The following is a 14,406-nucleotide window of genomic DNA, read 5'->3' as shown; positions in this document are numbered from 1 at the left end:
TCTCGTGGGCGGATGTCGATGGCGGCGGCCCTGCTCGCCTGCACAGGGCTCCTGGGGGGCTGCGACGACGGGAGTCCGCAGAAGAACGATGTCGCGCCGCCGGCCGAGCAGGCCAAGAACGGCCAGGCCAAGGTCGATGAGGGCAAGGCCGATCCGGCGAAGGGCGACACCATCAAGATCGGCGTGATCGCCACGATGACGGGCCCGCTGGCCTCGCTCGGCGAGGAGGCGATGCGGGGGGTCGACCTGGCGTTCGACGAGCTCGGCGGCGCGATCCCCGGCAAGAAGATCGTCCTCGTGAAGGAGAGCTCGGACGCGACCCCGAACGTCGCCCGGGACGCCGCCCGCAAGCTCATCGAGCAGGAGAAGGTCGACTTCATCGTGGGCCCGCTGTCGGGGGACGAGGGGCTCGCCGTCCGCGATCTCGCGAAGAGCCACCCGGAGCGGGTGTTCGTCAACGGCAGCGCCGCGGCGCAGGACATCACGCTCCGCGACCAGGCGCCGAACTTCTATCGGTTCTCGCCCGACGGCGCGCAGTGGATGACCGGCGTCGGGAGCTACGCCTTCAAGGAGAAGGGCTACAAGCGGGTCGCGACCCTCGCCGAGGATTACTCGTACCCGTACACCCTGGTGGGCGGGTTCATGGCCGAGTTCTGCCACGTGGGCGGGCGCGTGCCGAAGAAGCTGTGGGTGCCGCTCGGGACCAAGGACTATAGCTCCGTGATCTCGTCGCTGCCGAAGGACATCGACGCCATCTACGTGGCGCTCGGCGGCGCCGACGCCCTGACGTTCCTCAAGCAATACAAGCAGTTCGGCGGGAAGGCGCCGCTCATCGGCGGCTCGAGCACGGTCGACCAGATGGTCCTCGACTCGAAGGGGGACATCGCCGAGCACCTCGTCGGGACCATCTCCGGGGTGCCGATCGCGGACGACAATCCGAGCGAGGGATGGCAGGCGTTCGTCAAGGCGTACCGGGCCAAGTTCCCCGACGCCTACAAGTTCCCCTCGGGCACCCTCCACTCGTATTACACGAACATGAAGGCGGCCCTGCTCGCCCTGAAGCAGGCCGGCGGCGACCTCTCGAACGGCCAGCAGAAGCTCAAGGACGCCCTGGGCAAGCTCGAGTTCGAGGCGCCGAGCGGCAAGGTGAAGCTCGACAAGAACCGCAACGCCATCTCCGACTCGTACCTGACCGTGGTCGAGAAGAAGCCGGACGGGACGCTCTTCAAGCGCCTGCTCCAGGTCGTCCCCGAGGTGAACCAGACCATGAAGCTGCCCGAGGACGAGTTCCTCAAGCTGGGCTCGTTCAACCGCGACAACCCCAGCTGCCCGTGACGCGGGCGCCGCTCCGCCGCGCGGTGGGGCGCCGAAGCGCGCCGCGGCGGCGGGCGGACCGGACGCCAGGGAGATGACCCAGCTCATCCTCGTCACGCTGAACGGGCTGACCCGCGGCGCGCTCATTTTCCTCGTCGCGAGCGGTTTCACGCTCGTCTTCGGCGTGATGCGGCTCGTCAACCTCGCCCACGGCGCGCTCTGCCTGATCGGCGCTTACGCCGCCCACTCCATCCTCGAGGCGACCGGGAGCTGGGCGCTCGCGGTGCTCCTCGCGCCGCTCGTCACGGTCGTCGCGGGGCTCGCCCTCGAGCGGACGCTCCTCCGGCCGACGAAGGGCTCGGACATGCGCCAGGCGCTCGTGACGATCGGCGCCGGGATCGTCATCGCCGATCAGCTCCTCGCGCAGTACGGCGGCCACACCGTCGACGTGACCCCGCCGCCCGCCATCGACGGCAGCACCAGCGTCGCCGGCGTCGTCTACCCGACCCTCCGCCTCGCCACGATGGCCGCCGCGGTCCTCGTCGGGGTGGCGCTCTGGCTCCTGATCCAGCGGACGCGGCTCGGGCGCCTCGTCCGCGCGGGGATCGACGACCGGGACATGGTCGCCGCGCTCGGCATCGACGTCGACGCCGTCCTCCTGGTCGTCTTCGCGCTCGGGGCCTTCCTGGCGGGGCTCGCGGGCGCGATCGGCGGCACCAACCTCTCGATCTCCCCCGGCGACGACGGGAGCTACCTCCTCTCCTCGCTCGTCGTCGTGATCGTCGGCGGGCTCGGGAGCATCGGCGGCGCGGCGCTGGGCGCGCTCCTCGTGGGGCTCATCGAGCAGGTCGGCCTCGCGTACTTCCCCACGTACTCGGTGATCGTCACGTACCTCTTGATGATCGCCGTCCTCGCCTTCCGCCCCCAGGGGCTCCTCGGGAGGGCCGGGTGACGGCCGAGGAGCCCCGGAGCGCCGCCGGCCCGAGCGGCCCCGCGGCGCTCGCGATCCTCGCGCTGCTCGCGGCGTGCCCGCTGCTGCTGCCCGACTTCTTCGTGGTGCAGATCGGGGCGCAATCGCTGTTCCTCGGGACGGTCGCGCTCAGCGTGGTGTTCCTGTCGCGGTTCGCCGGGATGTTCTCCCTGGCGCAGATCGCGATCTACGGGGTGAGCGGCTACACGGTCGCGATCCTCACCGCGACGCACCGGCTGCCGTGGTACGCCGGCGTGATCGCGGCGCTCGCGATCGCGAGCGCGGTGGCGTTCGTGTTCGGGCTCGTCGCCTGCCGGACGCAGGGCATCTATTTCTTCATGATCACGCTCGCCCAGGCGATGCTGCTCTACCGGTTCGTCGACCAGGATCACGCCCTCGCCAACGGCCATACGGGCATCAACGGCGTGCGGGCGCCGTCGTTCGGCGCGATCTCGCTGTCGAGCCCGGGCGCGTTCTATGGCGTGAGCCTCGCCGCGGCCGCGGCGATGTACTGGCTCGTGCGCCGCGTCGTCCGGACGCCGTTCGGCCTGACGCTCCAGGGGATCCGCGACAACCCGCGCCGGATGCGGACGCTCGGCTTCAACGTGGCCGCGTACCGGGTGGCCGCGTTCACCCTGGCCGGCTTCGTGGCGGCGGTCGCGGGCGTGCTCGGCGTCTGGTACAACGGCTCGATCTCTCCCGGGGCGATCGACATGTCCCGGACCGAGGCCATGGTGGTGATCGCGGTCGCCGGCGGCCTCGCGCACCTGGAGGGCGCGTACCTCGGAGCGCTGTTGTTCACGCTGGTCACCAACTTCGCCAGCTCGTACACGGACCGCTTCAACACGCTCATCGGGCTGATCTTCCTCGGGGTCACCCTGTTCCTCCCCGAGGGGCTGGCGGGCGTCGCGCGCCGGGCCGCGCGCCCCCTCGGGCGGCTCCTCCGCCCCGTCGAGGGCCGACTTCTCCGGCGAGGGGGCCGCCGTGATCGCGGGCCGTGATCGCGCGCCGGCGCTGGAGGTCGCGGGGCTCGGGCGTCGCTTCGGCGGGTTCCACGCGCTGCGGGGCGTCTCGCTCCGCGTCGAGCGCGGCGAGCGCCGCGCGATCCTGGGGCCCAACGGGGCCGGGAAGACGACGCTGTTCAACCTCCTCTCCGGGGAGCTCGAGCCCACCGAGGGCGCGATCCTGCTGTTCGGCGAGGACGTCACGCGGCTCTCCCCGCACGAGCGGGCGCGCCGGGGGCTCGGCCGGACGTACCAGACGGCCCACCTGTTCGCCGAGCTGACCGTGCGCGAGCACCTCTTCCTGGCCGCGCGCGGGAGCGGCCAGCGCCGGACGAGCCTCTTCGCGGCGCTGGCCGAGCGGCCCGACTGGGCGCGCGCCGACGCGATGGCGGAGCGGGTCGGGCTGAGCGCGGAGCGCGGCACGCCCGCGGCGGCGCTCTCGCACGGCCAGCAGCGGCAGCTCGAGATCGGGATGGCGCTCGCCGGCGGGCCGCGGCAGCTGCTCCTCGACGAGCCGGCGGCCGGCCTCTCGCCAGGGGAGCGGGGCCGGCTCCTGGATCTGCTGTCGGAGCTCGAGCCGGACATGACGGTCCTGCTCATCGAGCACGACATGGATATCGCGCTCGAGTTCGCGAGCGTGGTGACGATCCTGCACCAGGGGCATACGGTCGTGACGGGGAGCCCGGAGGAGATCCAGTCGAGCGACGAGGTGCACGCGCTCTACCTCGGAGCGGTCCATGGGTGACCTCGGAGCGGTCCATGGATGACGCGCTCCTCTCGATCTCGGGGCTGCACGCGTATCACGGGCAGGCGCACGTGCTCATGGGGGTAGATCTCGAGATCGGCCAGGAGCCGCTCTCGCTCGTGGGCCGCAACGGGATGGGGAAGACGACGCTCTGCAACACGCTGATGGGGCTCGTCCCGCGCGCGGAGGGGCAGGTGCGGTTCGGCGGGGTGGAGATCCTCGGGGAGAGGCCGGATCGGATCGCGCGCCTCGGGATCGGGTATGTCCCGCAGGGGCGGCGGATCTTCCCGTCGCTCACGGTGGAGGAGCACCTCCAGATGATGGCGGAGCGCGGCGGCGAGCCGGGCGCGGGCTGGACGCGCGAGCGCGTCCACGCGCTGTTTCCGCGGCTCCTCGACCGCCGGCGCGTCCTCGCCGGCGCGCTCTCCGGGGGAGAGCAGCAGGCGCTCGCCATCGCGCGGGCGCTGATGATCGGGCCGCGCTTCCTTATTTTGGACGAGATCTCGGAGGGGCTGGCGCCGCTCGTGGTGGAGCAGCTCGTCGAGGCGCTGCGATCGCTGTCGCAGGAGGGCATCGGGATGCTCGTGGTGGAGCAGCGGCTCGCCGTGGCGGCGGCGCTCTCGCGCCGGCTCGCGGTCATGGTCGGCGGGCGGATCGCGCTCGAGACGACGTCGGCCGCGATGATGGCGAGCGCGGAGGATCAGCAGCGGTACCTCGGGGTGAAGGGCCGTCGAGGGCAGAGGGCGCGGTGAGGGGCTGAAGGCAGGGCGCGCGGCTTCGTAAGATGACTTACCTATCTGGCCGATGACGTCGCCACCGGCGGATGCCGGTCCCTGCAGCCGACGGCAGCCGCCCGACGTGGCCGCCGCCGCAATCGTGCTTCTCGCGGCGGCGGGCGGGGGACGCAGGGGGAAGCCGGTCCGCGCGCCGGGGGACATGCTAGCTTCACTCGATGCGTAGTCGCCTTGCATCGAGGAGGCGGTGAGCATCTCGTTGCGGGGACGCGAGGCCGTGGCCCTGGCCATGGCGGTCGCGGCGCACCTCGCGATCCTCGCGGCGCCGACGCCCGAGCGGCCCCCCGCGGCCCCGGCCGGGCCGCAGGCGGCCGTCGACGGCATCGACATCGAGCTCGAGCCGCCCGCTGCGCGGGGCGCCGCGGCGGCGCCGGCCGGAGGCGAGGCGGTCGCGAGCGCGCCGGAAGAGGCCGGCGAGGTCGGCAAGGCCGCTCCGGCCGAGAAGACGCCGGCGCCGGCGCCGGGCGCCGCGGCCGCCAAGGTCGCCTCGACCGAGCGCGCGAGGCCGGCTCCGGCCGCGCCCGCGGCGCCTGCCGCCGAGCCGAAGGAGGCGCCGGAAGCCGCGGCGCCGGAGGGCGCCGTGCCGGACTCCGCGCCGCCGGAGGCGACGGCGCCCGCCGCCGAGGCCGCCGCGCCTGGGGCTGAGGCGCCCGGGCCCGTGGCCGAGTCGCCGGCGCCCGCCGAGGCGCCCGGGCCCGTGGCCGAGGCGCCGGGCCCTCCGGCGGCGGCGCCGCCCGGCGGCGAGTACGGCGGCCCGCCCCCCGCGGCGGGCGGGGGCGTCGCGCTCGCGCCCGGGATCGGGACGCCCCTCTGGAGCGTGCCCGGCCTGCTCCCCGGCCCCGACGCGCCGCGCGCGGCGCCGACGGCCGCCCCGCGCGCCCAGCCCCTGGATCCGGCGATCGCGGGCAAGGTGCTGAACGAGACGCTGCACAGCAAGGACAAGAGCGTGGGGATCAGCGTCCCGGCCGCGGGCGTGGTGGCGAGCACCCTGGCGGACACGGTGCGCGCCTCGGCCGCGCCGCTCGACGCGCGCGCGACGTTCGAGGTGAAGCTCGGCGCCGACGGCCAGGTCCTCGGCGTCCGGCTGGTGAGCGCGACGGCCGGAGACGGCCCCACGTGGGATCGCATCGTGGACGCGGCCAAGGGCGCGCTCGCGGGGAGCGCGCTGCAGATGGGGCCCGACCGGCAGCCGGTGACGGTGACGGTCAAGGTCCAGTCCAAGGTGCAGTATCCGTCCGGCAGCAAGAAGAAGCCCACGCCGGAGCTCGTGTGCGCCGAGGAGGTGCTCGAGCAGCTCCAGCAAGCGGTGGAGAACCCGAACATGATCGGCGACCGGCGCGGCCTGGGCGGCGGGGCGGCGGCGGCCGACATGGATGAGGAAGAGAGAAAGCGGCTCTTCTGCATCCCTATCGGGCTCCGCGTGAAGGGGGATCTGTCGGATGTCGGGGCGCACAGGATCAACGTGGTCTCGGCGTCGTTCGCGGTGAAGCGCGAGGGCGAGCGCGCGCTGCCGCACGAGGACATCCTGCCGATCGACACGCGCGTGCCGTGGGCGCCGAAGGACCCGAAGAAGACGAAGCCGCCGCCGAAGCCGAAGAAGAAGTGGAAGAAGAAGAAGCAGCAGCAGCCTTGAGGCTTCGCGTCGAAGGTGACCGTCTGCGCGGCGCCCGTTACCAGGTCCATCGCTGACGAAGGAGGCGATGGCGACGGGAGCGGCGTGGGCCGATCGGGGGGCCCCGCGGATGCCGGCCAGGGAAGCCGGCGCGTTCGTTACGACGCCCGCGTCGGCTTCCGCGGGGCTGGCGACTTACGCCCCTTCCGCTCCGGGACGCGCGAGCGATTCCCCGGGATCGAGCGCTGTGCCGCCCTGACCGGTTCCGGCGCGAACACCTCGCTCATGGAGGCGGCCGTTACGGCGCGGGCGATCCATCGATCGAGCTCCGCCGGGGTGGTGCAGGCCTCGATGTGAGCCCGCTCCTCCGCCGTCAGCGACAGGCCGCGCGCGTCGAGCACGGCGAGCAGGGCCTCCTGCTTGCCCTCGATCTTGCCCTCGGCTCTCCCGCGCTTTTCAAAGAAGAGCCGGAAACGCCGAGACGCTTGGGTTTCAGGGACTTTGCTCGGATCCATGGCCAGCTCCCTGAGCGAGGCGACCATCGCGTCGCTCAGCACGGCCAGGATCGCACGTGCCTGCGCGTCTCGCAACGGCTCGTCGGTGAGGTGCTGCTCGGTGAGCTCCAGGGCGCGCACCACGATCCTGCGCGCAGCGGGCCCGTGGCGGTGGTGCACGGCCCAGGCGGCGAAGAGCGCCAGCTCCGGATACGCCGGATCGAGCAGCGCCTCGACGCGCCGACCCGAAAGGAGCAGCACCCGCGGCGTCAGCTCGAAACGCGTGCCGAGCTCGCCCCGAAAGCGCGCGGCCCGCTTCGCCCAGGAGGCCACGCGGCGGCTGGCCGTGATCACGATCACCTCGCCCATCGCCTTCTCCTGATGGACGAGCACGCTGACCGCCAGCGGCCAGCTCCTCCGCTTACGCTCATCGATGGAGTTCTGGATCTCGACCATCACCCAGCCTAGCCCCCGCGAGCGCAGGAGCAGGTCCGGACGAACCTCGATGGCCCTGGTGAAACGCACGGTGGCATCGGTCGCCTCGGCCGGCGTGCCGAACGAGCTACCGGTGAGCCGCCGGAAGAGGTCGGCGAGCAGCGCTGGACGGTCCCGCAGCGCGACGATGAGCACCACGTGAGGCGTTCCCGGCATCCGCTCCTCTCTACTCGACGCGAGAAGAGTTGGCGAGGCATCAAGTTGCGCGATCGATGCTCGTCTGAGGCCCGCCCACCCGCCGGAGCAATCACGAGATCCTTTCTTGCTATTCCTGACCAAACACGTCTGGTGCACGTAATGAAGTGCAGAACGCGCCAAGAGCTGCCTGCCGGAAGAGCGGAGAACGGCCGTGTTGACCTGCCGCGGAGCCAACGTGGGTGTGCTGGGAGGGGCCCGCGAGCGCCTCGGGCCCGGCGCCCCTGGCGGCCGCCACCCCCTCGGCCGCATCCGCCACCCCTGGCTGCCCGTAAGTCCCTGGAATTGCGTGCGTCCCGGCCTGGCACGCCGTTCAACGCGAGGAGGCCTTGAGGACGGCGAGAGCGGACGTGTACTCGGCCATCGCCGCCGAGATCGTCGCGGCTTGCCGCTCGAGCGACGATGCGCGGTGGAGCGCCTCGCGCTGCCGCGAGAGCGCATCGCGCGCGAGATCATCATCGCCCGCCAGGACCGCGAGCTCCGCGCGTCGCTCCCATTCACCGGCGTTCGCGGCATGCTGTTCAGCCTCTCGCGCCAGCGCCGCGCCGTACTTCTCGAGGGATTCCAGGCGGCGTTCCACCTCGTCGAACCGGCGAGCTTCCTCATCCCCGGCGTTCGGCTGATCCTTCGAACGACGTCGCAATCTCGAAAGGACGCGGGCGAACCAGGGAATCGCCGTTTCCCGTGCCCGCGCGGGGCCGAGCCGAGCAGCGGCGGCCGCGGCATCATTCATGCGCTTCAGCTCGCGTTCGATTCGCTCGGCGAGCTCGGCGAACTTCTCACCTTGGGAAGCCATTTCGACTCAGCAGCCTCGAGACCCCCGCAAACGCCGGGCGCGTCACCCGCCCGCGCCGCGGAGCCCCGCCTCGGTGACGGCCCGCTCCACGCGGTCGGGCGACCACGCGCCGGCGTGGCGCGTGAACAGCGTTCGCCCCTTGAACGCGCGGCCCGCGAGCGCCGCGGGCATGTCGGGCCAGCGCGCGACGAAGCTCCCCTTCGGCGCCCCCTTGCGCGCGGCGACCCAGGGAGGGGCCCCGCCCTCGATCGTGAACCAGTCGCTCACCCGCTCCACGTCCTGGGCCGCCTCCAGCCGCCCGACGAGCTTCGTGCTCGTGTTGCCGAACACGTTGTAATCCACCGAGCGAGGGCTCTGGGTGCATAGCAAACAACCGACGCCGTATTTCCGCCCCTGGGTGAAGAGCCGGATGAGCGGCTGCTTGGCGGGCGGCTTGCTGCCGCCGGCCGGGATCCAGTCGCGCGCCTCGTCGATGTAAAAGAGCAGGTTCACGCCGCCGGAGGTCGCGTCCACGGTCGTGATCATCCACCGGTACAGCTCCGTCGCGAGGGCCGCGAGGAAGAAGTGCTTCTCGTCGTCGTTGCTGAGCGCGTTCAGGTAAACGATGTTGAGCGGGACGCGCCCCGGCCTCGAGGGCCGGAGCAGCTCGGTGAAATCGAGGCGCGTCCCCCCCGAGAACAGCCGCGCGGACGGGCCCTGCACGAACGTGTTGAGCCGGCGCGCGAGCCGCTCGCGCTCGGACTTGCGGATCAGGCTGTCCACCTCGTCGATGCCCAGGTCCTCGGGGGCAGTGACGGCGGCCACGATGTCCCTCAGCCGGACCGGCGCCGCGCGCGGCAGGCGCTGCAGCACCTGGAAGAGGAACGTGCGCTGCGACTCCTCCTCGCCGCCGCACGCGCACAGGCTGACGAGGTTGGCCGCCACCGCCACGAGCAATCCCTCCTCCTCCTCGGCGCGGAGCGCCGGGTTCGCGATGTGCGACAGCTCGCTCGCGCTCGGGAGCCGCAGGGGGTCGAGGCAGAGCCGCTGGCCGTGCGAGGACCCCGGGGTGAGGATGCGCGGCTCCATGCGCTCCTGGAGCTCCTCCCACGCGCGGAGCAGCGCCGGCGGCACGTCGGGGCGCGGGCGCGCTTCCATCATCTGGACGAGATCGCCCTGCGGGTCGATCGCGAGGACGGGGACGCCGGCCCGCAGCGCCTCCTCCGCGATGATCTTGGCCATCCACGTCTTGCCGCTGCCCGCCGCGCCGACCACCGAGACGTGCGTCCGCAGCACCGCGGGATCCATGCAGACGGGCGAGCCGCCGTCGTCGAATCCGAGGAGCATGCCGGCGACGTCCGCGGTCCGCGCCGCCGGCGGCCCTGCTCCCGCGTCGAGCGCCGCGGGCGTCGAGCGCTCGCCGCTCGGCGGCGCCTTCCCGCGGCCCGGCGGCGCCTCCGCCGGCGTCGAGCGCGCGCCGCCCGGCGGCGCCTCCGCCGGGGCCTTTTTCCTTCGGCCCGGCGCCGGCCTCGGGCGCTCGCCGGCCGGCTTCACGACCGCCAACGCCTCTTCCAGCTCGGGATCGTCCTCCACCATCGGCTCGTCTTCGAGCGGCTCTCCGGCCGCGACGCGCGCGCCCTCCTCCGGCGCCTCGCCGCGCGTCGCCTCGAGCGCCGCCCAGCGCCGGTCCCACGCGCCCCTGTCCTTGTGGCCGAGCTCTGCGACGCAGGCCCCGGAGCGCTCGTGCTTGCAGCCGTCGCAGTAGGTGCGGTCACCCGGCGGCGAGAGCCCCCCGGCGCCGAGCGCGTGGTCGGACCAGGCCACCATGCTGGCGATGAGCTCGTGGATCTTGCCGCGCTTCGCCTCGACCTCCTCCCAGCGCGCCTCCCGCACGCTGCGGGTCGGGTGGAGGTAGAACACCGCCACGTCCGGCTTCGTGCCGTGCTGGTGGTGGTGCATCAGCGCGTACGTGAAGACCTGGAACAGATCGCTGTTGGGAGAGGTCGCCGGCGTGAGCTTGTAGTCGACGATGCGGTGCTTCCCGAGCCGCGGATCGAAGTACACGTAGTCGATCGCCCCGGTCACGTGGACGTGGACGTCCTCCCCCACGTGGAACGTCACGTCGACCCGCTTGCGCGAGTCCCCGAACAGCTGGCTCCTGAGCTCCGCGGCCGGCAGGCCCGCCGCCCGGGCGTGCACCGCGAGGCGCGCGAGCTCGTCCATGTAGACCTGGACCGCGGCGATGAACCCCAGCCGCAGCGGCACGGGGCGCGCCGCGAAGGCGTCCAGGTCGAGGCAGCTCGCGTTGAACCAGCGCATCAGCGCCTGCTGGAGGGCCGCGGCGTCGCGGGCGCCCTCGAGCGCGGCCAGCACCTCGTCCGAGCTCGCGGCGGCGGCGTTGAAGCGCTCGACCGCGGTGTGGAACAGCGCGCCGCAGCCGGGCGCCTCCCCGCCCTTGCGCCAGATGCGGCTCACCACCTTCCGCCCGTCCTGCCGCTCGGCCGTGGCGCGCGTGTCGAACCAGTGGAGCCTCGGGCACGTCGCCGCGACGCGGAGCTGGGTCACGTTGACGTGGACGAGCCTCATTTCCTGCCCCGGAGCTGGACGAAGAGGTCGTCGTCGGTGGCCGTCGCGTGGACGAGCCCCTCGTCGTGGAGCGCCTGCGCCGTCTTCTTGATGTGCGACCAGACCTCCGGGAAGCGCTTGTCGGGGACCTTCTTCCGGCCCGCGAAGATCTGCGCGAGCTCCCTGGCCATCAGGCCGAGGCGCCACGACAGCTCGGCCATGACGTGCTCGCGCGTCTGCTGCGGATCCCACGGCGGGGGCGGTACCGAGTCCGTGCCGCCCTTGACGATCTCCTCGGTGAGCAGCTCGCGCAGCAGCGGGTGCGCGAGCAGCAGGCTCTGGCGCTGGAAGGACGCGATCACCTCGTCCTCGGTCACCTTGCGGTACTGCCCGCGCGGGTGCTCGATCTCGAGGTCCTGGCTCTTCGCGGCGCCGAGGAGCCCCACCAGCGAGTCGAGCTCCGCGTGCCCGGCGAAGTCGAGGTGGAGGTGGAGGAAGCGCTGGCGGCCCAGCTTGCAGAGCGCGTCGTACGCGGCCTTGCCGGCGCCGCCGAGCCGCAGCGGCCGGCGCTCCTCGTCGGTGACCAGGATGCGCTTGTCCGTGTGCTTCGTGTCCTCGGCCATGCGCTGGAGCGGCGTCCGCGCGCCGTGCCCGCTCGGCGCGCAGAGGAACGTCACGCCCGTGGTCACGATCACGCCGTCGGCGCGCCTCTCCTTGGCGAGGAGGTGATATGCCGGGGCCTTCCCCCGCTTCTTCGCGGTGAGGTGCTCGATGCCGAGGAGCGTCGCGTTGGCCTTGCCGGCGCACCTGGAGAGCAGGCGGTGCGTCAGGCTCGCGAGGTTGTCCTCGTCGGGCGGCAGCGACGCTTGCTGCAGCCGGCGGCGGTTCTTGCCCTCCTCGAGCTTCTTTCTCACCTCGGCGTCGATGACGTCCTCGAGCTTCGGCGGCGGCGGCTTCGCTCCGCCGTCCTCGGGGCCGGGCCACTCCTTGAGCCAGCGCTTGCCGCCGACGGCCGCGAGCCGGTCCTGTTGCGCTTCCCAGCGGTCCCGCGCCCAGAGGATCGCGTCGCGCGGCCGGAGCTCCTGCACGCCGTCGAGGCGCCGCTCGAGCCACTCGCTGCCGAGCGGGAAGAGCCGATCGCGCTTGCGGGCGGCGATGACCTCCTCGATCTCCTTCTCCTCGAAGCCGGAGAGCGCGGCGTCGAGCCGCCCCGCGAGGATGGCGCGGGCCTCCTCGGGCGAGATCATGTGCAGCTCGAGGATCCGCTCGGCGATCCGGTCCCACGCGGCGGCCGGGATCACCTCGCCGGTGCGCAGGGAGAGCATGGACTGCTTCACGCCGGAGACGATCACGACGAGGTGCTTGGCCCGGTCGAGCAGCGCGTGGGCGTACGACATCAGGGCGCGTACGGCGTCCGGATCGAGGTTGTCGACCTGGTCGAGGCAGAGCACGAGCGGGAGCTCGGCGAGCGCGCACAGGTGGGAGAGGACGTGGAGGACGCGCTCCACCGCGGCGTCGTCCGGGAGGGAGAGGCCTTCGTCGCCGGCGGCCTGATCGAGCAGGCGCGTCTGGTCGAGCAGGCGCGCCTCGTCGGGCCCGAGCGTCTCGCCGGAGAGCCAGAGCACGGCGGCCAGGGCGCGCTTCTCGGCGCTCGGGTCGCCGAGGCTCGCGTGCGACGTCCCGGTGAGGAACGCGTTGAGCACGGGGATGACGGCGTTCTGGGGGTCGATCTTGGCGCCGAGGCGGGCGAGCGCCTCTTTGCGCGCCTCGATCTCCTTGGGGCCGGTCATCATCTTGCGGCCCTTGAACGCGCCGGTCCGGATGAGGGCGCGGTTGAGGATGGTGTAGAGGCGCGACTGCGTGTAGTCGCTCCCGCGGTGGCCCGCGAGGTCGCTGACGGTCGCGTTGAGCACGTACCGGAGCATCCGCTCGGGCGAGGCGAGGATGTTGTGCAGGTAGACGACGGTGGCTTTGTCTTCGCCGGCCCACTGGAAGAGGCGCGCGAGCAGGTGGCTCTTGCCGACGCCGGGCGCGCCGATGAGCAGGGCGCCGATGCTTGTCGGCTCCTTGGCGGCGTCCTGCACGACGCGCGTGAGCTTGGTGAAGGCGTTCTTGTGGATCGACTCGACCGTGGCCTCGCCGCCCCCGACGTCGGTGATGCGGTGGCTGCGGAACGGGTTGGTGCCTCGGAGCGCCTGGAGGAAGCGCTCGAACGTGGGCTCCTCGGCGCTCATGCGTCGTGCCTCCGCGCGACGTAGACGAGCAGGTTGCCGGCTTCGAGGATGCCGGCCTCGCGCTCGGCCTCGGCCATCTGGTGGTGGCGGCCGTCGGAGGGGTCGAGCGAGTAGCGGCGCTGGCGCCGGAGGGCGGCGAGCTCCGCGTCGAAGGTGGCGCGCGGGACGTCGGGGAGCGCGGCGCGGAGGGCGCGGAGGGTGACGTAGTTGTTGCCGCCGGAGACGCGGTCGAGGGCGGTGAAGGCGGCGTCGAAGCGGGCGGCGAAGGGGGCGGCGGGAGCGGGGGCGGGGGCGCCGGCAAGGGAGGCGGCGGGGGCGCCGGCAAGCGAGGCGGCGGGGACGCCGTTGGAGGGGGCGTCGGTGGGCGCCGCGTCGGCAGGGTCGGCAGGCGCTGTGCGGGCGCCGCGAGGGGCCGTGGGGCGGGGAGCGCCGTCGGTCGGGGCCGTGGCGGGGCGCGCGGGCGAGTCGGCAGCCGGAAGGACGGCGTCGGCGAGGAAGAAGAACAGCGGCTTCTTGCCGGTCAAGGCGCCGATGGTCCGGGGAATCCGGCGCTCGGCGAGGCGCTGATCGAGCGCCGCCTTGAACGCGCGGCCCAGGGCAGGCAGGAGGCCCTTGGGGAGCTGCGCCAGATCGACCGCGGGCGCGTCGGGCTTGCGCGCCGACTGGAGCTGCACCTCCAGGAGCCGGTCGGACTGCGCGACCGTCTGGAGATCTTCCTTGAGCAGCACGAGCACGGTACCGGGCGGCGGCTTCTTCCTACCTTCCGCGTCGCGAGAAAGCAGCACGCGCGCCTTCGCCTCCTCGGTGATCAGCGCCTTGATGGTCGCCGTGGGCTTGTCACCGGCCAGCTCCGCGAGCCGCGCGATCGTCGGGGGGTACGACGCGCCGCCGAGTTGCTTCTGGGACTCGAGGATGCCGAGGAGCTTCGGCAGGGGCGAGGGCGGCGGAGCTTTCTTGCTCGCCGTAGATTTCTGCCTCGCGGGCGCCTTCTTCGACGCTGCGGCCGTGCGGGGCGCGGCAGCCTTCTTCGACGCTGCGGCCGTGCGGGGCACGGCAGCCTTCTTCGGCTTCTCGGCGCTGCTCTTCCTGGCTGCCGTGGACTTCGTGGTCGTCGCCCGCGCGCGCGGGCTCGATGCGCTGTTCGTGTTCGTGGCCCACCTCCCGAGCGTCCGAGATTACCCGGGCGTCCAGCCATGGGAAGAGGCTCCG

11 protein-coding genes are annotated in these 14,406 nt (G+C 72.7%); 6 read left to right on the top strand and 5 right to left on the bottom strand.

What is annotated here, in order from left to right; translation table 11 throughout:
• Nucleotides 1–12 precede the first annotated feature (12 nt).
• The 6 genes from WMF26_RS00810 (at nt 13) to WMF26_RS00785 (ending at nt 6,460) form a co-directional block, all read left to right on the top strand.
• On the top strand, nt 13–1,335 hold the full coding sequence (locus tag WMF26_RS00810) for an ABC transporter substrate-binding protein (RefSeq protein ID WP_437998736.1): 1,323 nt from the start codon (nt 13–15) through the stop codon (nt 1,333–1,335).
• Between the two features lie 73 nt (nt 1,336–1,408).
• The gene (locus WMF26_RS00805) at nt 1,409–2,266 is read left to right on the top strand and encodes a branched-chain amino acid ABC transporter permease (protein WP_437998735.1); all 858 of its coding nucleotides are present in this window, start codon (nt 1,409–1,411) and stop codon (nt 2,264–2,266) included.
• Nucleotides 2,263–3,285, top strand: a complete 1,023-nt coding sequence (locus WMF26_RS00800; protein WP_437998734.1) for a branched-chain amino acid ABC transporter permease — start codon at nt 2,263–2,265, stop codon at nt 3,283–3,285. Before WMF26_RS00805 ends, WMF26_RS00800 begins: the two co-directional genes overlap by 4 nt.
• Nucleotides 3,269–4,033, top strand: coding sequence for an ABC transporter ATP-binding protein (locus WMF26_RS00795; protein WP_437998733.1), 765 nt, complete (start codon nt 3,269–3,271; stop codon nt 4,031–4,033). The genes WMF26_RS00800 and WMF26_RS00795 overlap by 17 nt, the downstream gene beginning before the upstream one ends.
• Nucleotides 4,034–4,047: 14 nt before the next feature.
• Nucleotides 4,048–4,785: an ABC transporter ATP-binding protein gene (locus WMF26_RS00790; RefSeq protein WP_437998732.1), complete on the top strand. Its 738-nt coding sequence runs from the start codon at nt 4,048–4,050 to the stop codon at nt 4,783–4,785.
• Between the two features lie 229 nt (nt 4,786–5,014).
• Nucleotides 5,015–6,460: a hypothetical protein gene (locus tag WMF26_RS00785; protein ID WP_437998731.1), complete on the top strand. Its 1,446-nt coding sequence runs from the start codon at nt 5,015–5,017 to the stop codon at nt 6,458–6,460.
• Nucleotides 6,461–6,597: 137 nt separating this feature from the next.
• On the opposite strand, the gene WMF26_RS00780 is transcribed toward WMF26_RS00785, so the two are convergent.
• The 5 genes from WMF26_RS00780 to WMF26_RS00760 form a co-directional block, all read right to left on the bottom strand.
• On the bottom strand, nt 6,598–7,707 hold the full coding sequence (locus tag WMF26_RS00780) for a hypothetical protein (protein WP_437998730.1): 1,110 nt from the start codon (nt 7,705–7,707) through the stop codon (nt 6,598–6,600).
• Between the two features lie 229 nt (nt 7,708–7,936).
• Nucleotides 7,937–8,419, bottom strand: a complete 483-nt coding sequence (locus tag WMF26_RS00775) for a PspA/IM30 family protein (protein WP_437998729.1) — start codon at nt 8,417–8,419, stop codon at nt 7,937–7,939.
• Nucleotides 8,420–8,461: 42 nt separating this feature from the next.
• A complete protein-coding gene (locus tag WMF26_RS00770; protein ID WP_437998728.1) occupies nt 8,462–10,984 on the bottom strand; it encodes a helicase HerA-like domain-containing protein in 2,523 nt (840 codons plus the stop codon).
• Nucleotides 10,981–13,197 (bottom strand): ATP-binding protein, encoded by a 2,217-nt coding sequence (locus WMF26_RS00765; protein WP_437998727.1) that lies wholly within the window; start codon nt 13,195–13,197, stop codon nt 10,981–10,983. The genes WMF26_RS00770 and WMF26_RS00765 overlap by 4 nt, the downstream gene beginning before the upstream one ends.
• Entirely contained in the window at nt 13,194–14,249 is a 1,056-nt protein-coding gene (locus WMF26_RS00760; RefSeq protein ID WP_437998726.1) for a hypothetical protein, read from the bottom strand. The genes WMF26_RS00765 and WMF26_RS00760 overlap by 4 nt, the downstream gene beginning before the upstream one ends.
• Between the last annotated feature and the right edge of the window lie 157 nt (nt 14,250–14,406).

This window comes from Sorangium sp. So ce185, assembly GCF_051526825.1.
Lineage (GTDB): Bacteria > Myxococcota_A > Polyangia > Polyangiales > Polyangiaceae > Sorangium > Sorangium cellulosum_D.
Note: the sequence above shows the minus strand (reverse complement) of the source record. Positions and strands in the feature narration are given on the sequence as shown.

What these genes read in the sequence shown, in the direction of transcription:
- WMF26_RS00810 (WP_437998736.1), top strand. Translation starts at nt 13, where the DNA reads ATGTCGATGGCGGCGGCCCTGCTCGCCTGCACAGGGCTCCTGGGGGGC.
- WMF26_RS00805 (WP_437998735.1), top strand. Translation starts at nt 1,409, where the DNA reads ATGACCCAGCTCATCCTCGTCACGCTGAACGGGCTGACCCGCGGCGCG.
- WMF26_RS00790 (WP_437998732.1), top strand. Translation starts at nt 4,048, where the DNA reads ATGGATGACGCGCTCCTCTCGATCTCGGGGCTGCACGCGTATCACGGG.
- WMF26_RS00775 (WP_437998729.1), bottom strand. Translation starts at nt 8,419, where the DNA reads ATGGCTTCCCAAGGTGAGAAGTTCGCCGAGCTCGCCGAGCGAATCGAA.
- WMF26_RS00770 (WP_437998728.1), bottom strand. Translation starts at nt 10,984, where the DNA reads ATGAGGCTCGTCCACGTCAACGTGACCCAGCTCCGCGTCGCGGCGACG.
- WMF26_RS00765 (WP_437998727.1), bottom strand. Translation starts at nt 13,197, where the DNA reads ATGAGCGCCGAGGAGCCCACGTTCGAGCGCTTCCTCCAGGCGCTCCGA.